This is a genomic window from Rathayibacter sp. Leaf248, assembly GCF_920939495.1.
In the GTDB taxonomy this organism is placed as follows: Bacteria; Actinomycetota; Actinomycetes; order Actinomycetales; family Microbacteriaceae; genus Rathayibacter; species Rathayibacter caricis.
Genome location: NZ_CAKLAV010000002.1, coordinates 291,636 through 313,977, shown reverse-complemented (window position 1 = coordinate 313,977; position 22,342 = coordinate 291,636). Strand labels below are relative to the sequence as shown.

Below are 22,342 nucleotides of genomic sequence, written 5' to 3'. Positions count from 1 at the left end.
ACAAGGCCTGGCGCATCCTCTTCGACACGGGGCGGGGCATTATCGGCGGAGCGGCATCCGGTCAATCCCCCTGGTGCTGTTAGCTAGCTTGACTAGTAGGAAGCCTGTCTAGCGATATGCTGATCGGACCGCACCCACTCGTCTGATCGGAGAAGATCATGGGCAACATCCTGTACGGAACGCCTCCCGCCGCCATCGAGGTCGAGGACCGGGCTCTCGCCCACCTCCAGATCGTGATCATCAACAAGTTCCGCCGTGACGAGCGCTTCCTGCTGACCCTGGACGCCTCCCCCCAGGCCGGCACCGGCCGCCGCGGGGTCTGGATGCACCCGACCATCCCGATCCAGTTCGAGTTCAAGGGCAGCCGCCAGCCCACGATCAACCCGGAGTGGGTCGAGTCGCTGATGGAGCGGGCGAACAGCGGAGCGGGCCTGCGCATCGTGCCCGAGCCCGCTACGCAGGCCGCCGTGCCGCTGCGCCGCGCCGAGCCCGCCGCCTAGCCCCACCGGCCACCACTCCCCCGGATCCGACGACTCCCGATCGACGAGCCGATCCGGCAGCAGCACCCACGAAGGTCCGCTCCTCTCTGGAGCGGGCCTTCGTCGCGTCCGGGTACAGCACGGATCGCTCTTCCTCGCAATTCGCTCGAAGGTGGTTGACATTTCCCGCCACCGGGTAATGACGAGCCCTACACTTCGAGGGCGGTGCAGGGGACGTTCCGGCGGGCTCGTCCTCGCACCGCACGCATGGCCGGTCGCCGGCCCGGGTCCCCCTGCCCGAGGCCGGCGCCCGGATTCGAGACGCATCCGACGCGCCGTGATCAGGTCCGCCACCCCTCAGGAGCCCGGCGACATGACCCTCGACACCACCTCCCGCACGAGCGGCAGCACCGACGACACGGACACCGACGACACGGACAGCACCGACGGCACCGACGGCGGTGCCGTCGACCAGACCGCCGCGGCGCCCGCGCAGGACCTCGCGCACCCCGGAGCGGTGTTCACCGCCGTCACCTCGGGCGGCCTCGAGCAGTGGCGGATCGTCGCCGTCCTCGGCATCCGCGTGCTCGCCGAACGCCTCGAGGGCACCGCGAGTCCCGCCGGGACCGAGCGCCGCAGCTTCACGCTCCGCTTCGTGCGCTACCGGCTCTCGCTGCCGTCCGAGATCGCGCCGGAGTCGCAGGAGGCGCTGGAGCGACGCGACCGGCGCTGACCTCGGCGCCGCTAGAGCGCCGGCTCCGGTCGCACCGACAGCGGCAGCCGCGCGAACAGCCGGTCGAACACGGCCCGGCGGTCGAAGCGCAACGCGTACTCGCGCGCAGCCACCGCGAGGCGTGCCCGCTCGGCGTCGTCGAGCTCGAGGATCGCGTGGTCCAGCAGAGCGGCGATCGCATCCGGGTCCTCGACGGGAGTGATGAACGCGTGCTCGCCGATCGCCTCGCCGATCCCGCCGGTGAGCGTCGTGATCACGGGGCCGCCTCCGGCGAGCATCTTCTCGGCGAGCGCGATGCCGAAGGTCTCGACGAACTCCGGGCGCGGCTTGCTGGGCAGCACGAAGGCCGAGCATCCGGCCATCAGGTAGGGCTTCTCGGCGTCGCCCACGTCATCGAGGAAGCGGATGCGGTGCGCCAGCGGTGACGCCGCCGCGATCCGGCGCAGCTCCGCCTCCTGGGGACCGCGTCCCGCGATGACGAGCTCGTGCTGCTCGTGCACGCGGCTGCGCTCGTAGCCGGCGATGAGGTCCTCGACTCCCTTGGCCTCGGTGAGGCGGGAGAGGAACAGCACGTAGCCGTCCTTGCGCAGTCCGCGGGCGCGCACGAGGTCCTCGAGGGCGACCGGGTCGAGGTCGGAGTAGGCGTCGGAGTCGATCGCCGGGTACGAGATCTCGATGCGGGCGCGGCACTGCTCGGCGAAGCGGGTGCCGTGCGCGGCGTCGATCCGCTCGGCCTCCTCGACGATGAGGTCGCGGGTGTACTCCGACACCGCGACGCAGTGGTCCTGCGAGAGGTAGGAGGCGAAGATGTGGGCGGCGGCGCCCAGGCGCCCCTCCTCCACGGCCCGGCGGACGACGTTGGTGACGTCCGAGCCGACCGCCTCCGCGACCGTGGTGACGTCGACGGGGAGCCCGGTGCTCCAGGCCGCGCGCAGCGCATCCGCCACCGCGATCGTGTGGGGGCTGAGGTAGAGCGAGAGGCAGACGGTGGGCACGCCGTCGGTGAAGAGCTCGACCAGGCGGCCGATCATGCCGGCGAGGTAGCGGCCGTCCGGCACCTTGTAGTCGCCCACCGGGGCCGGTCGCTCGACGATGATGCCGTCGCTGTAGGGCAGCACCGCGTCCAGCGGCTTCAGCGGCAGGCCCGCCGCCTCGAGGCGCTCGATCGGCCAGGTGACGATGCGGACCTCGTCGAAGCCGCTCTCGCGAGCCGTCTCGGCCAGGTTGCGCGCCTCGACCGAGTGGCCGCAGATCACCGGATCCGCCCGGACGACGATCACGAGCCGGTTCTGCACGGTGCTCGCGTGAGTGCTCTGGTCCATGGTCTCCTCCTAGGGCTGGATGATGCTGGGCTGGATGGTGCTGGTGGTCATGGCGGCGAGCCGCGCGGGATGCGACGGCGGCCGGTGCTCCGGGGCGGTCGCCCACTCCGACGGCTCGGGCCCGAGGTGCAGGGTGAGCTCGCCGCCGCGGTGCAGCTCGGCGGCGCTCAGGACGCTCGCCTCGAGCGGCGCTCCGTTCAGCTCGGCCGACTGCACGTACTGCACCTGCCCCCCGGGCACGGGCTCGACGAAACCGGTCGTGCGGATCTCGAAGTCGGCGCCGCCGACGGCCACGGACACGCGGGAGTACGCGGGGGCGTTCACGAGGAGCAGCCCCTGCCCCGCGACGGGGAACAGGCCCAGACCCGCCCAGACGTACCAGGAGCTCAGGCCTCCGGAGTCGTCGTTGCCGGGCAGTCCGCCGCGGCCGGTGCCGAAGCGCTGGTGCAGCACGCCGTGCACGATCTCGGCCGTGCGGTCGGGCCGGCCGGCGTAGTGGTAGGCCCACGGCGACTCCATGTCGGGCTCGTTGTTGAGCCCCTCGAAGCGCCCGAGCGCTGCACCCGCGAGCATCTCGGCGCGGTCGGGCCGGAGTCCGGGCTGGCGCACCGGCTCGGCGCCGTAGCCGAAGAACTCGTCGAGCTGCGCGACGAAGGAGTCGTCCCCTCCGCTCAGCGCGATGCGCCCCGCCATGTCGTGCAGCAGGCGGAAGGAGTAGTTGTGCCGCGTGCCCTCGTAGTAGGTCGAGTCCTTCAGCAGGCCCGTCCGCAGGTCGAAGGCGTTCACCCACTGCGCCGCGCGCTCCTCGAGCTGCTCGGCGAGCACCCGGTCTCCGACGTGACGCGCGACGACCGCGGTGCACCAGTAGCCGTGGGCGAGGTCGAGGGTGTGGCTGATCGGATGCGCCTCGCCGGCCGCGAGGAACTCCTCGCCGTAGGTGCGCTTGAGGTCCTCCGCCATGTGCACGAGGGCCGCCTCCCAGTCGATGCCGGGCAGACCCAGTCGGCAGAGGTCGGCGAGGAAGGTGTGCGCGAGGGCGCTGCCCTGCCGCGAGAAACGGTCGCTGCCCTTCGCCATCCGGTAGCCGACCGGGAAGTTGCCCTCCTCCTCGCAGATGGTCAGCAGGGCCGCCGCGATCTCGACGGCGCGCTCGGGCAGCAGCGCCGTGAGCAGCGGGAGCTGGGTGCGGTAGATGTCCCACATGGTGCTGATGTCGAAGACGAACGGACCGTCGGTCGGCCAGAACGGGCTCTCGGAGGGAGCGAGGCACGGCTTGATCAGCGAGTGGTACAGCGCGGTCGAGAAGACGGTCTCGCGGTCGACGGACGTCGTGTCGACGGCGATCCGGCGCAGGTGCTTCCGCCACGTCTTGCGGGTGCGGTCGCGGCGCTGGTCGAAGCCGGTGCCGGTCGGCGGCACGTCGCGGTGCAGGTTCTCGCGGGCGCGCTCCGTGCCGCGGAGGGAGAAGCCCATCCGGAGCTCCACGGTCGTGCCGGGCTCGCTCGGTCCCGCCCACATCAGGCCGAACGGGCGGAGGGTCGTCGGCCGGATGTGGTCGAAGTCGAGCCGCGTGCCGCCCGGCATCAGCCGGCGGTCGTACCAGAGCATCTGGCGCCACTGCAGCGCGTCGCACTCGAGGTGCACGGCCAGCGGAGCGCCCTCCATCACGATCTCGCCGCTCGCGACGCCGGGCGAGATCGAGCGCAGCTGCGCGCGCAGCGGGATCGTCGCTCCGCTCGGGATCGCGAGGCCGCCGAGCGACAGGTCGACGACGACGCGGGCGCTGCGGTGGCGCGGGAACGTGTAGCGGTGCACCGCCGAGGCGGGGCCGACCGTGAGCTCAGCGCGCACTCCCGAGGAGAGGGTCGCGGCGTAGTAGCCCGGCTCGGCGACCTCGTCGACGACGTCCCAGCTGCGGCCGAGCTCGTCGAGCGGCTCGATCATCGGCGTGACGCGGAGGTAGTTGTAGTACTTCCGGATCGCGCCGGTGCCCGACTGCTGGAAATGGCTGAAGCCCGACGCCTCGATGCCCTCGCGGATCCGCGGAGGGACTCCCTCCAGCGCCAGGTCGTAGCGTCCGTAGCCCGTCGGGTACGCCCCGGAGTAGGAGCACGCCGAGACCATGCCCAGCGGGTACGTCGCGCCCGGATGCGTGTTGCCTATCTGCGGCTTCGGCGACCACCAGGTCGCGGCGAGGCCGACGGGATCCGGGAGGTCAGTGGGCTCCGTGCCGAGGAACGGGTCGACCCGCTCGATCATGCTCCGCTCACCGCCGCCGCCATGCCGTGACGCTAGGGGCGGTCGGTGTCATCGGAGTGACGCGGAGACGACGGGACGGCGACGGTCGGGAGACCGGGGAGGGGCGCCGGGACCCGCCCTACGGGATCAGCCTCTCGGCGCGGTAGCGGTCGAACAGCGCGGTGAAGGAGTCGACCGTGCGGTGGTGCAGCGTGAATCCGGCGAGGCGGGACTTGCTGATGTCGGTGACGACCTCGATCCCGCGGCCGAGGTCGGCGTCGGTGTGCCACCAGGAGGCGACGCGGGCGAGGTCGGGCTCGATCAGGCCGTACTGCTCGACCAGGCGCTGCCAGACCGGCTGCACGTCGGCCATCTGCTGCTCGAGCGGCTGCGGCTGCTCCCCCGGGCCCACCGGCTCCACGCCGAAGTACTCGGCCAGGCGCGTCCACATCCAGCGCCAGCGGAACACGTCGCCGTTGACGACGTTGAACGCCTCGTCGCGGCCGGCCTCGGAGGTCGCGGCCCACACCATCTGCGCGGCGAGCACGGTGGCATCCGTCATGTCGGTGAGGCCGTTCCACTGGGTGAGCGAGCCCGGGAACACGAACGGCTCTCCGAGCTCGCGCTGGATCGAGGCATAGACCGCGAGGGTCAGTCCCATGTTCATCGCGTTGCCGACCGCGTGGCCGATCACCGTGTGCGAGCGGTGCACCGACCAGGTGAAGCCCGCGCGCTCGGCGGCGGCGAAGAGCTCGTCCTCCTGCGCGTAGTAGAAGTTCGGAGCGTCCAGGCGCTCCTCCTCCTCGTGGAACGGGGTGTCGGGCATCGCGCCCTGTCCGTAGGCCTCGAAGGGTCCGAGGTAGTGCTTGAGCCCGGTGACCAGGGCGACGTGCTCGAGCGGCGCGTGCGCCAGTGCTGCGAGGAGGTCGCGGACCATGCCGGCGTTGACGGCGATGTTCTCCTCCTCCGTCTCCTGGCGCGACCAGGCGGTGAAGAAGACGTGGGTGGGGCGCTCTTCGGCGAGGACGCGGGCGAGGTCCTCGGCCGAGCGGAGGTCGGCCGACAGGGGGCGGACACCGGGCCGCTCGGCGATCGGCCGGCGGGAGAGTGCGGTCACGGGCCAGCCCTGCTCCGTCAGCAGGTCGACGAGGGCGGAGCCGCCGATGCCGGTCGCACCGACGACGAGGGCGCGGCGGTCGGTCGCGGCGGCGTCGGAGTCGGAGGCAGTGGCGGAGGAGATGGACGGGGTGGAGGAGGTGGACGGGGTGGACGGGTGCGTCGAAGTCATCCCCAGGGGCAACGCCGACCGCCGCGAGGCATTCCCTGCCGGGTCCCGCCGTGACCTTCCTCCCCAGGCGACTCGTCCGTTCCTCCCTCCCCGTAACACCTGGACACAGACGGCGGCCCGCCACCGCCGGCGGCTACCGTCGCACCCGTGCCGCCGACTCCGGCGCGCCGATCGAGAGGAGCCGACATGCCTGTCGCCACCACCGCCGCACCCACCGCGACGACCGAGCAGGTCCCCTACGAGACCCTCGCCGCGCGCTTCCGGCCGCTCTTCGCCGAGATCGCGGTGGGCGCCTCCGCCCGCGAGCGCGACCACGTGCTGCCCGCCGAGCAGATCCGAGCCCTCGCCGAGGCCGGGTTCGGCGCCGTCCGCGTCCCGATCGAGAACGGAGGAGCGGGGGCGTCGCTCCCCCAGCTCTTCCGCCTGCTGACCGAGCTCGCGGCGGCCGACTCCAACATCCCGCAGGCCTTGCGCGGCCACTTCGCTCTCGTCGAGGACCGCCTGGTCGCGACCGACGGCACCCGCGAGCGCTGGCTGTCGCGCTTCGCCGACGGGCAGCTCGGCGGCAACGCCTGGACCGAGATCGGCACCGTCGCGATCGGCGACGTGAACACGAAGGTCAGCCCGATCGAGGGCGACCCGACCCGGTTCCGCGTGAACGGCACCAAGTACTACTCCACCGGCAGCATCTTCGCCGACTGGATCGACACCTTCGCCCAGCGCTCCGACACCGGTGCGACGGTGATCGCGATCGTCGACGCGCACCAGAGCGGAGTGACGCACGCCGACGACTGGGACGGCTTCGGCCAGCGCACCACCGGCTCCGGCACGAGCACCTTCGTCGACGCGGAGGTCGCCGCCGAGGACGTGATCGACTTCGGGACCCGGTTCCGCTACCAGACCGCGTTCTACCAGGCGGTGCTGCTGTCGGTGCTCGCGGGGTCGATCGCCGCCGCCGAGCGGGAGCTCGCCGAAGCGGTCCGCGCCCGCACCCGCATCTACTCGCACGGCAACGCCGACTCCTATGCGGCCGACCCGCAGATCCTGCAGGTCGTCGGCCAGGTCTCGGCGGCCGCGTGGGCGGGCTCGGCGATCGTCGAGAAGGCCGCGCAGGCCCTGCAGCTCGCGCACGACGCCGCCTCCGGCGACGATCTCGTGCAGGAGGAGCACCTGAACGACCTCGCGGAGCTCGAGACGGCCCAGGCGCAGATCGTGCTGACGCAGCTCGCCACCCGCGCGACCTCCGACGTCTTCGACGCGCTCGGTGCCTCCGGAGTGAGCACCTCGAAGAACCTCGACCGGCACTGGCGCAACGCGCGCACCGCCGCCAGCCACAACCCGTGGGTCTTCAAGGCGCGGATCGTCGGCGATCACTCCGTGACCGGGGCACTTCCTCCGCGGGTCTGGTCGATCGGTGCGGGACCCGGGCGTCGCGGGTAGCCTCGGCGCAGGGGCAGCACCCGCGACGAAGGGGGACGACGATGAGCCGGTTCACGAGCGACAGCATCGGGCCGACACGAAGCACGATGCGGACACGCACGGTGCCGCTGGGCCTCGGCCTCCTGCTGGTGCTCGCTCTGACCGGGTGCACGGAGCCCGCGCCGGTCGACACGGTGGCTCCGTCGGCGACGACGACGGCCACCCGCGCTCCCGCCGCGACTCCGACCGCCACCGCCGCGGCTGCCACTCCGACCGCGCAGTCGCCGACGGGCGAGACGGCGGCGCCGGCGGCCGAGACTCCCGCTGCGAAAGCACCTGCCGCGGAAGCACCCGCAGCCGAAGCACCACCGGCACCGGCGGCCCCGGTCGCCGGCGGCCTCACTCCCTGCCCCGAGCTGCTCACCGCGGCGGAGCTCGCGGACCTCGAGTCCGAGGGGCTGCGGCTGAATCCGGAGCCCGCCACGTACTTCGACTACCCGATCGTCGAGGAGATGCAGCAGGCCGGCCTGCTCTGCCGGTGGACCGGGCAGGGCGACGTCTACGTGGTCGTCGGCCAGCTCGCCCTGAGCGACGAGCAGTGGCCGACCGCGCGGGAGGGATTCCTGTCCGAGGGCTTCACGGCGGATGACGCCTCGGCTCCCGGATTCCTCAACGGACCCGACGTCGAGGACGAGAGCTACCCCGGCCGCGGCGTGCTGCACAGCGACGGCGTCCTCTACTACGTCAGCTACCCGGGCATCCTGCCCTCCGTCGTGCCGCTGGCCGGCTGACGGGACCCCGCTCCGTTCCTCGTGGCTCGTCCCCGCATGGGGGACATCCCCGGTAACGTCGGGGGGTGAGACTTCCGTGGCAGGACCGGGGCGGGCGCGAGAGGCTTCCGCGCGACGTCCTCGTCCTCGGGATCGTGGCGTTCTTCGTCATGCTCGGCTTCGGCGTCGTCGTGCCCGTGCTGCCGGTCTACGTGCGCAGCTTCGGGGTCGGCTACGTCGAGGTCGGAGCGGTGGTGTCGGCGTTCGCGCTGATGCGGCTGGTCGCGAATCCGTTCGTCGGACCGCTCGTCGACCGCCTCGGCGAGCGCGTGGTGCTCGCGACGGGCATCGGCATCGTGGCGCTCTCGAGCGCGCTGGTCGGGCTGGCGGGCGACTACGCGCACCTGCTGCTGCTGCGCGGCGCGGGCGGCATCGGTTCGGCGATGTTCTCGGTCGCCGCGATGACGCTCCTCCTGCGCACGGCGGCGCCCGAGCGGAGGGGCCGCTCGATCGGCTTCTACCAGGGCGGGTTCCTGCTCGGCGGCATGGCCGGGCCCGCCGTCGGCGGCGTGCTGACGGCGATCTCGCTGACCGCGCCGTTCTTCTTCTACGCCGGCACGCTGGCCGTGGCCGGACTCGTCGGCCTGGTCCTGCTGCGCCGGCCGGAGCGGGACGCGGACGCGGCGAAGGCCGCGGTCGTCACTCCGATGCGCGAGGTGATCCGCGATCGCCGCTACCAGAGCGCTGTGCTCGCGAACTTCGCGCTCGGCTGGTCGGCGATGGGGGTGCGGGCGACGCTCGTGCCCGTCCTCGTGGTCGAGGGCCTCGGCGACGACCCGGCGTGGACCGGCATCGCCTTCGCGATCGCCGCGGTCGTGCAGACCGTCGCGCTCGCTCCGGCCGGTCGCTTCGTCGACACGGTGGGTCGCCGCCCGGCGCTGATCGGCGGATTCGCGGTCGCGGCGCTCGCGATGCTCGCGATGCCGCTGGTGTCGGAGCTCTGGCTGCTCGTGCTGCTGCTCTGCTTCTACGGAGCGGCCGCCGCCTTCATGGGGACGGCGCCGGGCGCTCTCGTGGGCGACGCGGCGGGCGATCGCGGCGGGCGGCCCGTCTCGGTGTTCCAGGCGGCGTCCGACCTGGGCGGAGTGATCGGGCCCCTGCTCGCAGGAGCGCTGGCGGACGCGGCCTCGCCGACCGCCGCGTTCGGCTCGGCGTTCGTGCTGCTCGCGCTCACCGCGCTGGTCGGGCTGCGGATCCCGCGGGGCCGCGCGCTCTAGCTGTTACGCCCGCGGGCGTCCACGGGCCAGACGGCAGCGCCGCCGTCGCTGGTGAGCACGCGGTACTCGTCGGCGAGGTTCACCGCGACGCAGACGTGGTTCGGAGCGATCCGCACGCGCGATCCGACCGGGAGGTCGAGCCCGGTGATCGTGGCGTGGTGCTCGGACAGCACGGTGACCCGCGCCTCCGGGTGCTCGGGCAGGCGCCCGAACCCGCTCGACACGGCGCCGCGGTCGGAGGAGAGCACCTTGCTCCCGGCATCGGCGATCAGCCGGTCGGCGCGGCGGGAGACGATCGTGGCGAGGACCGTGACCGCGATCGACTCGGGGCCGATCGTGCCCATCTCCCACTGCTGCGCGTCGCCGAGGGCGGACACCCCCGGTCGCAGCTCGGTGAGCACGCCGGGATCGGCGAAGTCGGCGGAGGGAGTCGATCCCCCGCTGATCACGCGGGCCTGGACGCCGACCGACGCGAGCGACGCGGCGGCCGCGGCGAGCGCCTCCGCTTCGTCGCGGGCCGCGGCGGCGCGCGCCTCGAGCGCGTAGCTGTGCCCGGGGAACGTGAAGACGCCGACCACGTCGAGCCCGGCGGCGACGGCGGCGGCCGCGACGCCGCCCGTCTCCTGCGAGGGGACTCCGCTGCGGTGGTGGCCCGAGTCGACCTCGACGACGACCTCGAGGCGCTCGCGCTCGGCGGCCGGGATCGCCGCGGCCGCGCGCTCGGCGGACTCCGCGGAGTCGACTCCGATGCGCACGCGCGCGGTCCGCAGGACCCGGCGCAGGCGTCCGGCCCGCTCGGCGTCGAGCCAGAGCGGGTAGGCGATGAAGAGGTCGTCGCAGCCGCCCGCGGCGAAGACCTCGGCCTCGGCCACCGTCGCGACCGTGAGACCGACGGCGCCCGCCGCGAGCTGGCGGCGCGCGATCTCGAGCGACTTGTGCGTCTTGGCGTGCGGGCGCAACGCCAGGCCGCGCTCGCGGGCCCGATCGGCGGTCGCCGCGACGTTCGCGTCGAGGACGGCCTCGTCGAGGACGAGCGCGGGGGTCACGAGGGCGTCGAGGACATGCGCGGGGGCGGAGGCGGAGGCGGAGGCGGAGGCGGAGGCGGAGGCGGAGGCGGAGGCGGAGGCGGAGGCGGAGGCGGAGGCCATGCTCGCGATCCTGACAGTTCCCGATCGCGTCGGCGAGGAGCAGAATGGCGCCATGAGCGCCTCCGTCGCCACCGTCGAGGAGTACCTCGCCGCGTTCCCGCTCGAGCGGCGGGCGAGGCTGGAAGAGGTGCGGCGCCTGCTCCTGCAGGCAGTCCCCGACGCCGAGGAGCGCATCCGCTACGGCATGCCCGCCGTGATGCTCGGCGTGCGCTACGCGATCCACTGGGCCGGGTGGAAGACGCACGTCGGCCTGCATCCGGTGCCGCGCCTGTCGCCCGAGCTCGAGCACGAGCTCGCGGCGCTGCGCACCGGGAAGGACACGGTGGCGCTGCCGTGGAACCGGGAGCTGCCGGCGGAGCTGGTGTCGCGGGTCGCCGAGGCGATCGTGGAGCTGCGGGCACCTGAGGGCACGGCTCCGCACTGACAGGCGCGCACTGACAAGCTGGGTGCCATGACATCGCAGTCCTCGACTCCCGCCTCACCCTTCCTCCGCCCCTTCGGGCCCTCCGGCGCCCAGGTCACGCGCCTCACCCTCGGCACGTCGTGGAAGCCCGAGCGCGTCCGCGACCTCGAGCGGGTGCCCGCCCTCGAACGCGTGCTCGACTCCTCCGCCGACCGCGCCGTCTCGGTGATCGACACCTCGAACGAGTACGCCCAGGGTCACAGCGAGCGCCTGATCGGCGAGGCCCTGCGGGCGCACGGCGGCGTGCCCGAGGGCATCACCGTCGTCACCAAGCTCGACCGCGATCCCGAGACCGGCAGCTACTCGGGCGAGCGGATGCGGCGCAGCCTCGACGAGAGCCGCGAGCGCCTGGGCATGGACGTGCTCCCCCTCCTCTACCTGCACGACCCGGAGCGGATCTCGTACGAGGAGGCCTTCGCCGAGGACGGCCCCGTGCGCGCCCTCGTCGCGATGAAGGAGGCGGGAGTCGCGCTCTCGATCGGCATCTCGGGCGGACCGGCGCCGATGCTGCAGCACTACGTCGAGACGGGGCTCTTCGACGCCGTCATCACCCACAACCGTTACACGCTGGTCGACCGCTCGTCGGACGAGCTGATCGACGTCTCGGTCGACCGCGGCGTCGTCGTGGTGAACGCGGCGGTCTACGGAGGAGGGGCGCTCGCGCGCTGGCCCCAGCCGGTCGAGACGTACGCCTACCGCCCCGCGCCGCCCGAGATCGTGCAGGCGGTCACCGAGATGGGCGAGGCGTGCGACCGCGCCGGCGTGCCGCTCCGTGCGGCCGCGCTGCAGTTCTCGACCCGCGACGAGCGGATCACGACCACCGTGGTCGGCGCCACGACCGCCGAGCACTTCGACGAGTTCGTCGCGGACGACGCGCTCGCGATCCCGGACTCGCTGTTCGAGGAGCTCGCGGCGCTGGCTCCCTCGAGCGCCGTCTGGCAGGAGGCGCCCGGCTCGACCTGGCCGAGCTGACGGCTCCCGGCATAATCCGCGGGCGGGAGCGGTTGTCCCCTGGATGACCACCGCTCCCGCTCTCTTCCAGCCCCTCACCCTCCGCTCCCGCACCGCCCGCAACCGCCTGTGGGCGGCTCCGATGTGCCAGTACTCGGTCGAGGCCCGCGACGGCGTGCCCACCACGTGGCACCTCGTGCACCTCGGCTCGATCGCCCGCGGAGGCGTGGGCGTGGTGATCGCCGAGGCCACGGGAGTGGTCCCGGAGGGGCGGATCAGCCCCTGGGACACCGGGCTCTGGAACGACGAGCAGCGCGACGCGTGGGCGCCGATCGTCGACTTCGTGCACGAGCAGGGCGCCCTCGCCGGGGTCCAGCTCGCCCACGCCGGCCGCAAGGCGTCGACGTACCGCGAGTGGAGCGGGCGCGGAACGGTGCCGGCGGAGGAGGGCGGCTGGAGCACGGTCGCTCCGTCCGCCGTGGCGTTCGAGGGCTACGCCGCGCCTCGGGCCCTCGCGGCGGACGAGCTGCCCGGCCTCGTGCAGGCGTTTTGCGACTCCGCTCGCCGCGCCGTCGAGGCGGGCTTCGACGTGATCGAGCTGCACGCCGCCCACGGCTACCTGCTGCACCAGTTCCTGTCGCCGCTGTCGAACCGGCGCCAGGACGAGTACGGCGGCTCCCTCGAGAACCGCGCGCGGCTCCTGCTCGAGATCGTGCGCGAGGTGCGCGCCGAGATCGGCGAGCTGCCGCTGCTCGTGCGCTTCTCGGCGACCGACTGGGCCGAGGGCGGCTGGGACCTCGACGAGACCGTCGTGGTCGCCGACTGGGCGAGGGAGGCGGGGGCCGACCTCTTCGACGTCTCGACCGGCGGCCTGGTCCGCGGCACCGAGATCCCGGTCGCCCCGCTCTACCAGGTGCCGTTCGCGAGCGCGGTGCGCCGGGCGACCGGTGCGCCGGTGGGAGCGGTGGGCCTGATCACGACGGCGGAGCAGGCCGAGGGCGTGCTCGCGGCGGGCGAGGCCGACGTGGTGCTGCTCGCCCGGGAGCTGCTCCGCGATCCGCACGCCGCCTCGCGCATGGCGCAGGAGCTGGGGGCGGACCTCGGCTCCGTCGTGCCGCCGCAGTACGCGCGCGCCTGGCGCTGAGGGCTCAGTGATCCCCGGGCGCGGAAACGCGAGATGCCACTCGCGTCTGCAACACGCCGTCAGGCGTGGGCACGAGTGGCATCTCGCGGGGTGGTGACCCGGATGGGTCCTAAAACTCGTCCTCGGCGGGGGCGTCCTCTTCGGGGTTGAAGTGGGAGTCGCCCGAGACGCCGACGGCGAGGCCGGACTCGGAGTCGGGGATGGTGCCCTCGTCGCCGAGGCCGCCGTCCTTCTTCTCACCCTCGGAGTCGTTGAGGGTCGTGCCGTTGTCGGACACGGCTCAGGCCTCGACGTCGCCGCGCCAGGCGCCGTCCGGGGTGCCCTTGGACTCGATGTACTCCTTGAAGTTCTTCAGGTCCTTCTTGACCGCGTGGCTGCCGGCGCCGACGAGCGAGCCGATCGACTCGAGGAAGCCCTTGGGCTCCCAGTCCAGCTGCACGGTGACGCGGGTCTCGGAGTCCGAGAGCTTGTGGAAGGTGACGACACCAGCGTGGTCGGTCTCGCCTCCGGTGCTGTTCCACGCGACGCGCTCGTCGGGGTGCTGCTCGGTGATGTTGGCCTCGAACTCGCGCTCGACGGGGCCGACCTTCACCTTCCAGACGGTGAGGACGTCGGTGACCTGCTGGATCGACTCGACCTCGTCGAGGAACTTGGGGAACTCCTCGAACTGGGTCCACTGGTTGTAGGCGACGGACACGGGGACGTTGACGTCGACGGTCTCGATGATCTGCGGCACGGTGGTGCTCCTTGCTGTCTCACTCGGTGTGCGGCGGTCCGCTCTTGCGGCCGGCTTCCTCGACGTTAAGCGCGAGCCGCCTGGGAGCGCACCGGGTTGCGGGATGACCCGAACGTGATAGAAACCCGCTCCGGACCCCGCTCCCAGGAAGGCGGAGCGGAACTCCCAGGAACGGCCCGGGAGTCCCGCTCCGGTCTCAGACCAGCAGCTGGAGCGGGGTCGTCAGCGGGACGTCCTCGAGCGAGGTGCCGATCCGGATCGTGAAGGCGCCGGCCTCGTAGTCCCAGCCGTCGTTCCACGTCGCGAGCAGGCGCGTCGGCACGGTCACGGTGAGCTGAGCCGCCGCTCCCGCCTCGATCTGCGCGCTCTCGAACCCGACCAGCCAGCGCACCGGGCGCTCGACGGCGGAGTCGCGGCGCTCGGCGTACGCCTGCAGCACGATCTTGCCCGCGCGCTCCCCCGTGTTGATCACGTCGACGAGCAGCTCGGCGTCCTCGCCGGCGCGGGTCGGCGCGACCGGGGCGACCGAGACGAGGTCGAAGGAGGTGTAGCCCAGACCGTGGCCGAAGCCGTAGGCCGGCTCGACCTCGCTCCGGAGCCACGCGCGGTAGCCGATGTGGATGCCCTCGTCGTAGTGCAGCTCGCCGTCGGTGGGCAGCGTCGACAGCACGGGGACGTCCTCGATCGCGGCCGGCCAGGTCGTGGGGAGGCGTCCGCCCGGCTCCACGGTGCCGAGCAGGACGTCGGCGACCGCGTCGCCCATCTCCTGGCCGCCGAAGTAGCCGACGAGCACGGCGGCGACCTCGTCGCGCCAGGGCAGCAGCACGGGCGATCCGGAGTTGACGACGACGACCGTGCGCGGGTTCGCCGCGGCGACGGCGCGCACCAGGGAGTCCTGCTCGCCCGGGAGGTCCAGCGAGCTGCGGTCGTAGCCCTCGGACTCGACGGCGGAGTTGGTGCCGACGACCACGAGGGCGACGTCGGCGTCGCGGGCGAGCGCCACCGCCTCCTCGATCAGCTGCTCGGCCGGGGTGTCCTCGGGCTCGATGCCGTAGGTGAAGCCGAGGGCGCCCTCGAGCTCGCCGTCGGTGTGCACGATGTCGTACTCGATGCGGATGTCGACGGGCGTGCCCGCGGTGACCTGCAGCGGGCCCGAGACCGACGGCGGCGCCAGGAGCGCGGCTCCGAGGTCGGCGCCGACCGGGGCGAGGGTCTCCTCGAGGAACAGGTCGCCGTCGACGAAGATCCGCGCGGTGCCCACGACCGCGAAGCCCAGGCGCACGGTCGCGTCGGCCTCGGGGGTCAGCACCGTGGAGAACTCGACGCGAGCGGACGCCGCGATCGGCGCGCTGCCGCCGAACCAGACGAGCGCGGTGGCGCGGCGGTCCTCGACGAACAGCTCGGATCCCTCCGCGTCGAGGAAGCGCACGCGCTGGCCGGGCTCGCCCGTGGCGGGGTTCGTGATGGTCTCGAGCGCGAGGGGCGCGACTCCGTCCTGCACGACCGCGCCGAGCGCGTAGTCGACGCGGGCGCCGGGGAGGGCGTTCCGGACGCCGTCGAGCGGAGTGACGACCTTCTCGGGCAGCACCGTCGCGGATCCGCCGCCCTGCGTGCGGGCGTCGCGGGCGTTGTGGCCGATGACGGCGACGGAGGTGAGGGCGGAGGCGTCCCACGGCAGCTCCCCCGTGTTGCGCAGCAGCACGCTGCCGGCCGCGGCGGCCTCGCGCGCGAATGCACGGCCGTCCTCGACGAGGACCGGCTCGGCGACGGCGGGCTCGAAGCCCTCGAGCGCGCCGACGCGGGCGGCGAGGCGGAGGATGCGGCGCACCTTGCGGTCGATCACCGACTCCTCGATCTCTCCCGCGCGCACCGCGGAGACCAGCGCGGCTCCCCAGGGCCCGTCGGGGCCGGGCATGACGAGGTCCTGCGCCGCGCGGGCGCTGTCGACGGAGCGCACCGCGGTCCAGTCGCTGATGACGACGCCGTCGAAGCCCCACTCGCTGTTGAGCGGGGTCTCGAGCAGGTCGTTCTCGGTGGCGGTCGTGCCGTTGATCGAGTTGTAGGAGCTCATCACGAGCCAGGCGCAGGTCTCGACGATCGCGCGCTCGAAGGCGAGGAGGTAGAGCTCGCGCAGCGCGCGGTCGCCCACGCGCACGTCGACGGTGAAGCGGTCGGTCTCGGAGTCGTTGGCGATGTAGTGCTTCGGAGTCGCTCCGACGCCGTTCTCCTGCACGCCGCTCACGTAGGCCGCGGCCAGGTCGGCGGTGAGGACCGGATCCTCGCTGAAGCCCTCGAAGTGGCGGCCGCCCAGCGGCGAGCGATGCAGGTTGATGGTCGGGCCCAGGACGACGTCGACGTCCTTGCGGCGGGCCTCGACCGCGGCGGCGGCTCCGTAGCGCTTCGCGATCGAGCGGTCCCAGGAGGAGGACAGCGCCGTCGCCGAGGGCAGGTTCAGCGAGGGCGAGCGCTCGTCCCAGACCTCGCCGCGCACACCGGAGGGGCCGTCCGAGACGAGCATGCGGCGCAGGCCGATCTTCTCGATCGGCCAGGTGGTCCAGAAGTCGCGGCCGGTGAGCAGCTGGACCTTCTCCTCGAGGGTGAGTCGGCCGAGGAGCTCGGTGAAGCGGGCGTCGGCGTCGGGGCCCTCGGCGCTGAGGCGCGGGGCGGTGCCGGAGGAGAGGGCGGTGCCGGTCGGAGAGGCGGTGGAGCTGTCGGTCACGAGGGGTCTCTTTCTACGCTGAAGGGGGCGGCGGACGACCGTCCCAGAAAACCTAGCACCGCTCGGTTTACCAGGGAAGGGCGCGGAGGGACCGTGCAGGATGTCGGAGTGGGTGGTTCCGCCAGGGCACCCCTGGGGCTTTGACGGAGAAACCACGAGGAGTTAGGTTTCTCGGACCGCGTACCAGCGCATCCCGCATCGACCGTCCGCCCCTCACCACCGCACCGAAGCGCCAGGAGGCACACGTTGGCACTCCCCACTTCTCCTCCGCGGCGACCGCGCGGCCAGTACGCGAAGACCGCCGCCCGGCGTGCCGAGATCGTCGCCGCCGGGCTCGAGGTGTTCTCGGCGAGCGGGTACCACGCCGCATCCCTCCGCGAGATCGCCGAGAAGGTCGGGCTCAGCCAGGCCGGCGTGCTGCACCACTTCGCAAACAAGTGGGAGCTGCTCTCGGCCGTGCTGGCCCTGCGGGACGACAGGTCGATCGCGCGGGTGCCGAACGGCGGGACGATCCCGGGGGTGGACACCGTGCGCGCCCTCGTCGACCTCGTGGCGTACAACACGTGCATCCCCGGACTCATCGAGCTGCAGTGCGCCCTCTCGGCGGAGGCGACGCACGCCGACCACCCGGCGCACGGGTACTTCGCCGAGCGGTACCGCGTGATCATCGACCTGTTCACCGACGCGTTCGGCGACATGCTCACCCGCGGCCAGCTCCTCCCCGGTGTCGACCCGCGCAGCGCGGCGATCCGGACGATCGCGACGATGGACGGGCTGCAGGTGCAGTGGCTGCTCCAGCGCGACTCGCTCGACATGCAGGCGGAGTTCCGGAGTGCGGTGCAGGCGCTGTGCACGGTGGAGATCTGAGGGGCGCGACGGGGTGAGGGGCTCGGGGTCCTGAGGAACTCGGGCTCGGTGGGGCGCGATGGCGGAACTCGGAAGAAGGCGCGCTGGAGGATCCGCAGGTCGGCTCCGGCCGTTCGCCCCCGCACTCAGAACGGCACCTTCTCGCGACTCGACGGGAGTGGCCGCGGCAGCAGTGGCCCAGAAAGCGGTGGCCCCGACGGCGGCGACCCCGGCAGCGGTGGCCCCGGCGGTTCCACTGTCAGCACTCGTCCCGCCGGGCTGCTCCAGCGGACGCCGCCGTCGCCGAGGTTCTCGGGACTCCAGGTGCTGAGGTGCCGGAGTCGGTGGTGGGACGCGCAGAGGTGGGCGAGGTTGTCGACGCGACGTTAGTGTGACCCCATGCCTCTGCCGCGTGCCGCCGCGATCTACGCCCGCATCTCATCCGACCCCACCGGTCAGGCGCTGGGGGTGCAGCGCCAGCTGGAGGACTGTCGGAAGCTCGCCGAGGAGCGCGGCTGGCGGGTAGCCACTGAGTACGTGGATAACGACATTTCGGCCTACTCGGGCAAGACGCGGCCCGACTACGAACGGATGCTGTCGGACATCGGCGCCGGGTTGCTCGATGCCGTGATCGTGTACAACCTCGATCGGCTCACCCGTCGTCCCATCGAGCTGGAGCAGTTCCGCGAAGTGTGTGACCGAGCCGGGGTGCGCAACGTCGCGACAGTGAGTGCTGACCTTGACCTCGGGACTGAGGACGGCCTGCTGATGGCGCGCGTCGTCGCGGCCTTTGCCGCGAAGGAGTCGGCGCGGAAGTCCGAGCGGGTCAAGCGGAAGATCCAGCAGAACGTGGAAGCGGGCAAGCCCAATGGTGGCCCGATCCGTCCCTTCGGTTACGAGCCGGACAAGATCACGGTGCGGGAGTCAGAGGCCGAGGTCATTCGCGAGATCGTGCCGCGATTTCTCGCGGGTGAGTCGGTCCGGTCGCTTGCGCTCTGGCTGAACGGGCGAGGCATCCCGACGACGGGCAACGCGGAGGAGTGGCGAACGCCGACGCTACGGGCGCTTCTCACGTCTGGCCGTATTGCCGGGATGCGGGACCATCACGGGGTGGCTGCGGCGAAAGCAGTGTGGCCGGCGATCATCACGGACGAGGAACACCGCCAGATTCTGGCCGTTTTCGCGTCCAAGAAGGTGTCTGGGCGACGCTCGCCACGCCGCTATCTGCTGTCTGGGCTGCTGCGGTGCGGCAAGTGCGGGAATCGGCTCTTCAGCTCGCCGCGTGCTACCACCCGTCGCTATGTCTGCTCGCCAGGACCAGACCATGGCGGTTGCGGGAAACTCACTGTCGTCGCCGCACCGGTCGAGGAATGGATCGCCGCCGCGGTGCTTCTCCGGCTGGACACGCCTGCGATGGCCGATGTGCTCGCCGGTCGTGTGCAGGCCGACGAACGGCGGGCCGGAATTGTCGCGGAGCTGGAGACGCTCCAGTCCAGGATGCTCGAGCTGGGACAGATGTTCGCGGCCGGCGACGTGTCGCGACCTGAGTGGAAAGCCGCACGCGACTCTCTCGAGGCGAGGGCGACCACAGCGCAGCGTCGACTCGACCAGATCGTGGGAACCGGCACTGTCGATTCACTGATCGGTTCGGGGTCATCCCTTCGCGCGCAGTGGGCCGAGCTCAACCTGGAGCGACAGGTTCAGATCATCCGCTCGGTGCTCGACTACGCGACGATCCTTCCGGGGACGCCAGGTGCTCGCTCGCTAGACCCGAGCCGGATCGTGCCCACTTGGCAGCTGTGAGCGGACCGCCCCCGCGGTCGCCCCCTGCGGGGGCCTCCCCGCGGTGGCGCTCCCGTTCATCAGCACGCCAATCCGAGCGACGACAGCGGCATCCGTCACAGTGACCGGCAAGCCCTGATCGGCGCACGAGCGCTGCACCCACCGCGCCAACTCTTCTGGATTAATCGGCATCAGATGTTCCACTGCGCCCAGATCGCAGGAGCGCCCGCCCACTCCTCCTCCTGCGAGGACGACCACTGGATCGACGGCAGGACTCCACCCATCGCCTCGGTTGCTTGCGTCATCACGTCCCAGGCGGAAGTACCCGCGAGAGCCAGTGGCCGCGGCTTGAACCCTTGAGCAACGTCGTAGCGGTGAAGGCCGAGCTGGCGGATTGTCGGGTCCGTGAAGGTCTTCGCGACGTACTTGGAGAGGTATCCAGCCGCTTTGCGCGACTCTGCGAGCCGGCCGGATCCCACAGGCAGGTCGCCGAGCAGCTTGATGTGGACGAAGCCGTGGCCCCAGGCCTGCTCGATCAGCGACCGCTTCAAATATCGGCCTACCGCGAAGTGCGCGTGCAGTCCGTGTCCGGACTTGTGCCACTCTGGCACCCACACGTAGGGGAATGCAGCCCCGCCCGTCGCCTGGCGCAGGTTGCGGAAGAACCGCGCCAGATCGCTGCGCAGCACGTCCGGTTCGTGGCAGCCCGCCCCGGCGTAGGTGAGCGTCCCAAGACGATTCAGCCCATTGGCCGCGCAGTAGCGGCGCAGCCGAGACCGCGCACGCCGGCCGGCCTCCGCGAGCGCTCTCTCAGGATCAGCAGCTTGCCCCCGGGCGACGTAGGTCGGCGCTTTGCGGACGGAGGAGCGGAAGGTACCACCGCCCTCGCCCGCGTCCGGGTAGAGCGTGAACCGCCAATCGAAAACAGGATAGGCAGGCAGGACGAGAGGTGAAACAGCTGAAGACACGGGGAACCTACTGAGCGAAGCCGACACGGAACCGCTGGACCTGGCACCTGCACCACACAGCCGGGATGGGCTCGTGCGGGCAGGCCGGAGCAGCTCCCGGACTTCCACCGGTTCGGCTCAGCTCAATAGCTTCCGGACGGGGGCACTGCCTTCAAACGTGCCGTCCGAGCCCTCCCAGGAAAGGCCCCTCTACGTGTCTCTTTGTCTCCACCGGACCCTGGGTCGCCGTCCTTGATTGGAGTTGCGACAGTTTTACCAGCTCCCAGCACAACCCGCCACCAGCGCCCGCGACCAGAACCAGCAGTCGCCTAGGCTCCGGGCATATGACGAGCAACCTCCGCTTCGAGCAGGCAGTCCAGGAGTGGCTCACTGAGCCCGTCGTCCAGCGCGGCGAGAGCAGAGCCCTCCACGACCTGTCGGCTACTCTCCTCGACCTGCAAACCCGGATCGAGCCCGTACTACGGCGCACCACAGACCTGGGCGAGGCATCCGGCGTCATCGACTCGGCGCACTGGCAGACGGGCGTGGACTGGATGCTGCAGAGGTCGATACGCGACATACGGTGGCTGCGTCAGACCGGCCGGCACCAAGAAGCGACTGCCTCGCTCCTCAGCCAGGCCGAGACGCTCAAACGAGCTTGGTCCGCTTACAAAGCGCTACCTCAGGGCTGAGGTGCTGCTGCCGCGGGTCGGGCGCAAGCGCCCGACCCTTGCCACCGGGACCATGGTTGGGACGACGAGTTATGTTGCTAATTCAAGTCAAGCCCGGCCGCTACGCGGCCCGCTGGTTCGAATGCCTCGCGATGCTCTCCACAGCGTGTGCTCGCGTGAGATCGCCTCCTCAGCCTGGCCGACAAAATGAGCCCACTCCGACTCGCTCTCGACCCCGTCCAGTTCATTTTTCACCCCCGACAGCTCCTGAGTGGTCACGCCATAAGCGGTTGCAAGTGTCTTGAACTGCTTCGCCTGCGTCCATGCCGTCACCGTCGCTGCGAGCGCAGCGAAAAGCCCCAGTAGGTCCACTGTCACGGCGCCAGTGATTAGCAGGACTCCGCCGATCAGGCCGAGGAACTCGAAGGCGAAGAGGAACAGCGTCCAGGAACGTGAGGCCCTCCGATTCAGATCAGCCTTCTTGGCGTACCAACGACGCTGGTCTTCGACCCGGCCCTCCCGATAAGCGCTACGGCGCTCTTCGAACGTTCCGCCGCGGATCTCGCGCATGATCGACGTGACCTGCTCCGTGGTCGCCGAGGGCGAGGGCAAGTCGACGTCTTTCAGATCCTGAAGCAGTTCGGTCACGCGAGCTACCAACTCCCGGTCAGCGTCCGTGCCTTCCTCGAAGGACTCACCCTTCACGGCATATCGCCATGCAAGAGTCTTGGCGGACTCGGCTGCGGCCCGACCCTCGTACCAAGCTCGATCTGGTTTTTCGACGGCGTTCCAAATCTCCGCGAGCAACGCGACTAAAAAGCCGCCGAGAGCCATCCATCCGCCGAGGCTAACTGCTCCTGCCGAGACCAATACGCTACCGCCAATGGTGCCTATTACAAGCCCGCCCAGCCGAATCCGCATCGCCACGAGGTAGTGATTCTGGCCCAACAGCGAAGCGGCATTTGCCGACTCGTAGAAGGCGGGGTATCCCCCGTCATACAGAGGGTCGCTCAACCGATGGCTCGAACAATCGCGTCGATGTCCCAGGCGAGTACCGGTGCACGCAGGTCAGTGAGAGACTTCGGCGTGGGGCAGGACTGTCCCGAGTAAAGCTTCACTCCGATGACCTTCTTGCCAAGCTCCGCACTCTTACGAACCTCCCAGTCCACCCAATTGCTCTTATACGTGGTGGGGCCGATCAGGCAAATTGTGACCGATGCGGCACGAATTTTTCCAGTGATCTGCGTTCGGATGTAGGCTGCGTCAGTGCTGTTGTATGGAACCTTGACCGAGTAGTCATCAAACGACAGCAGCGAATTCTTGTTCTTCGCCTGTCCGCGGAACATCCGCACGGTTTCGAGGTCTTCCTCGACGAACGACAGGAAAGCATGCTTGACCAATGGTGCTCC

At 71.1% G+C, this 22,342-nt stretch carries 21 protein-coding genes; 11 read left to right on the top strand and 10 right to left on the bottom strand.

Annotated elements, in window-relative coordinates; all coding sequences use genetic code 11:
- Positions 1–158: 158 nt before the first annotated feature.
- Together LRG51_RS14495 and LRG51_RS14490 are read left to right on the top strand one after the other, a co-directional pair.
- On the top strand, positions 159–500 hold the full coding sequence (locus LRG51_RS14495; RefSeq protein WP_055790318.1) for a DUF7882 family protein: 342 nt from the start codon (positions 159–161) through the stop codon (positions 498–500).
- Between the two features lie 352 nt (positions 501–852).
- Positions 853–1,212 carry a hypothetical protein gene (locus LRG51_RS14490; protein ID WP_055790315.1) on the top strand — a complete coding sequence of 120 codons (360 nt, stop codon included), beginning with the start codon at positions 853–855 and terminating at the stop codon, positions 1,210–1,212.
- Positions 1,213–1,223: 11 nt separating this feature from the next.
- Here LRG51_RS14490 and LRG51_RS14485 read toward each other — a convergent pair whose 3' ends face one another.
- The 3 genes from LRG51_RS14485 to LRG51_RS14475 all read right to left on the bottom strand — a co-directional run bounded on the left by LRG51_RS14485 (position 1,224) and on the right by LRG51_RS14475 (position 6,060).
- Positions 1,224–2,534: a glycosyltransferase gene (locus LRG51_RS14485; protein WP_230673324.1), complete on the bottom strand. Its 1,311-nt coding sequence runs from the start codon at positions 2,532–2,534 to the stop codon at positions 1,224–1,226.
- Positions 2,535–2,543: 9 nt separating this feature from the next.
- A complete protein-coding gene (locus LRG51_RS14480) occupies positions 2,544–4,793 on the bottom strand; it encodes a glycoside hydrolase domain-containing protein (protein ID WP_230673322.1) in 2,250 nt (749 codons plus the stop codon).
- 118 nt (positions 4,794–4,911) lie between these two features.
- Positions 4,912–6,060: an SDR family oxidoreductase gene (locus LRG51_RS14475; RefSeq protein ID WP_230673320.1), complete on the bottom strand. Its 1,149-nt coding sequence runs from the start codon at positions 6,058–6,060 to the stop codon at positions 4,912–4,914.
- Positions 6,061–6,246: 186 nt separating this feature from the next.
- On the opposite strand from LRG51_RS14475, the gene LRG51_RS14470 reads away from it, so the two are divergent.
- From LRG51_RS14470 to LRG51_RS14460, 3 genes are all read left to right on the top strand, one after another.
- On the top strand, positions 6,247–7,500 hold the full coding sequence (locus tag LRG51_RS14470) for an acyl-CoA dehydrogenase family protein (protein WP_055790302.1): 1,254 nt from the start codon (positions 6,247–6,249) through the stop codon (positions 7,498–7,500).
- An 86-nt stretch (positions 7,501–7,586) separates the two neighbouring features.
- Positions 7,587–8,270 (top strand): hypothetical protein, encoded by a 684-nt coding sequence (locus tag LRG51_RS14465; RefSeq protein WP_230673319.1) that lies wholly within the window; start codon positions 7,587–7,589, stop codon positions 8,268–8,270.
- Between the two features lie 65 nt (positions 8,271–8,335).
- Positions 8,336–9,526, top strand: coding sequence for an MFS transporter (locus LRG51_RS14460; protein ID WP_230673318.1), 1,191 nt, complete (start codon positions 8,336–8,338; stop codon positions 9,524–9,526).
- Here LRG51_RS14460 and LRG51_RS14455 read toward each other — a convergent pair.
- Positions 9,523–10,674: an alanine racemase gene (locus LRG51_RS14455; RefSeq protein ID WP_230673317.1), complete on the bottom strand. Its 1,152-nt coding sequence runs from the start codon at positions 10,672–10,674 to the stop codon at positions 9,523–9,525. The two genes, LRG51_RS14460 and LRG51_RS14455, sit on opposite strands and share 4 nt — an antisense overlap.
- Before the next feature lie 52 nt (positions 10,675–10,726).
- Here LRG51_RS14455 and LRG51_RS14450 point away from each other — a divergent pair, with 52 nt between their 5' ends.
- From LRG51_RS14450 to LRG51_RS14440, 3 genes are read left to right on the top strand one after another with little or no spacing between them, the layout of a single operon-like run.
- A complete protein-coding gene (locus tag LRG51_RS14450) occupies positions 10,727–11,098 on the top strand; it encodes an iron chaperone (protein WP_055791480.1) in 372 nt (123 codons plus the stop codon).
- A gap of 27 nt (positions 11,099–11,125) precedes the next feature.
- On the top strand, positions 11,126–12,109 hold the full coding sequence (locus LRG51_RS14445; protein WP_230673316.1) for an aldo/keto reductase: 984 nt from the start codon (positions 11,126–11,128) through the stop codon (positions 12,107–12,109).
- A 43-nt stretch (positions 12,110–12,152) separates the two neighbouring features.
- Positions 12,153–13,232, top strand: coding sequence for an NADH:flavin oxidoreductase/NADH oxidase (locus tag LRG51_RS14440; protein WP_055790293.1), 1,080 nt, complete (start codon positions 12,153–12,155; stop codon positions 13,230–13,232).
- A 109-nt stretch (positions 13,233–13,341) separates the two neighbouring features.
- On the opposite strand, the gene LRG51_RS14435 is transcribed toward LRG51_RS14440, so the two are convergent.
- The 3 genes from LRG51_RS14435 to LRG51_RS14425 all read right to left on the bottom strand — a co-directional run bounded on the left by LRG51_RS14435 (position 13,342) and on the right by LRG51_RS14425 (position 16,486).
- On the bottom strand, positions 13,342–13,509 hold the full coding sequence (locus LRG51_RS14435) for a hypothetical protein (RefSeq protein ID WP_230673315.1): 168 nt from the start codon (positions 13,507–13,509) through the stop codon (positions 13,342–13,344).
- Between the two features lie 3 nt (positions 13,510–13,512).
- On the bottom strand, positions 13,513–13,968 hold the full coding sequence (locus LRG51_RS14430) for an SRPBCC family protein (protein ID WP_055790290.1): 456 nt from the start codon (positions 13,966–13,968) through the stop codon (positions 13,513–13,515).
- A gap of 196 nt (positions 13,969–14,164) precedes the next feature.
- A complete protein-coding gene (locus LRG51_RS14425; RefSeq protein ID WP_230674071.1) occupies positions 14,165–16,486 on the bottom strand; it encodes a glycoside hydrolase family 3 protein in 2,322 nt (773 codons plus the stop codon).
- Between the two features lie 447 nt (positions 16,487–16,933).
- On the opposite strand from LRG51_RS14425, the gene LRG51_RS14420 reads away from it, so the two are divergent.
- Positions 16,934–17,554, top strand: a complete 621-nt coding sequence (locus LRG51_RS14420; RefSeq protein ID WP_055790286.1) for a TetR/AcrR family transcriptional regulator — start codon at positions 16,934–16,936, stop codon at positions 17,552–17,554.
- A gap of 378 nt (positions 17,555–17,932) precedes the next feature.
- Entirely contained in the window at positions 17,933–19,336 is a 1,404-nt protein-coding gene (locus tag LRG51_RS14415; RefSeq protein ID WP_230673314.1) for a recombinase family protein, read from the top strand.
- Positions 19,337–19,506: 170 nt separating this feature from the next.
- Here LRG51_RS14415 and LRG51_RS14410 read toward each other — a convergent pair whose 3' ends face one another.
- Positions 19,507–20,283 (bottom strand): rolling circle replication-associated protein, encoded by a 777-nt coding sequence (locus LRG51_RS14410; RefSeq protein ID WP_230673313.1) that lies wholly within the window; start codon positions 20,281–20,283, stop codon positions 19,507–19,509.
- 323 nt (positions 20,284–20,606) lie between these two features.
- Here LRG51_RS14410 and LRG51_RS14405 point away from each other — a divergent pair, with 323 nt between their 5' ends.
- Positions 20,607–20,954: a hypothetical protein gene (locus LRG51_RS14405; RefSeq protein ID WP_230673312.1), complete on the top strand. Its 348-nt coding sequence runs from the start codon at positions 20,607–20,609 to the stop codon at positions 20,952–20,954.
- 87 nt (positions 20,955–21,041) lie between these two features.
- Here the strand turns inward: LRG51_RS14405 and LRG51_RS14400 are convergent, their stop codons facing one another.
- On the bottom strand, positions 21,042–21,947 hold the full coding sequence (locus LRG51_RS14400) for a DUF4231 domain-containing protein (protein ID WP_268966604.1): 906 nt from the start codon (positions 21,945–21,947) through the stop codon (positions 21,042–21,044).
- Complete coding sequence (locus LRG51_RS14395; RefSeq protein WP_230673311.1) at positions 21,944–22,333, bottom strand: TIR domain-containing protein; 390 nt, start codon at positions 22,331–22,333, stop codon at positions 21,944–21,946. Before LRG51_RS14395 ends, LRG51_RS14400 begins: the two co-directional genes overlap by 4 nt.
- Between the last annotated feature and the right edge of the window lie 9 nt (positions 22,334–22,342).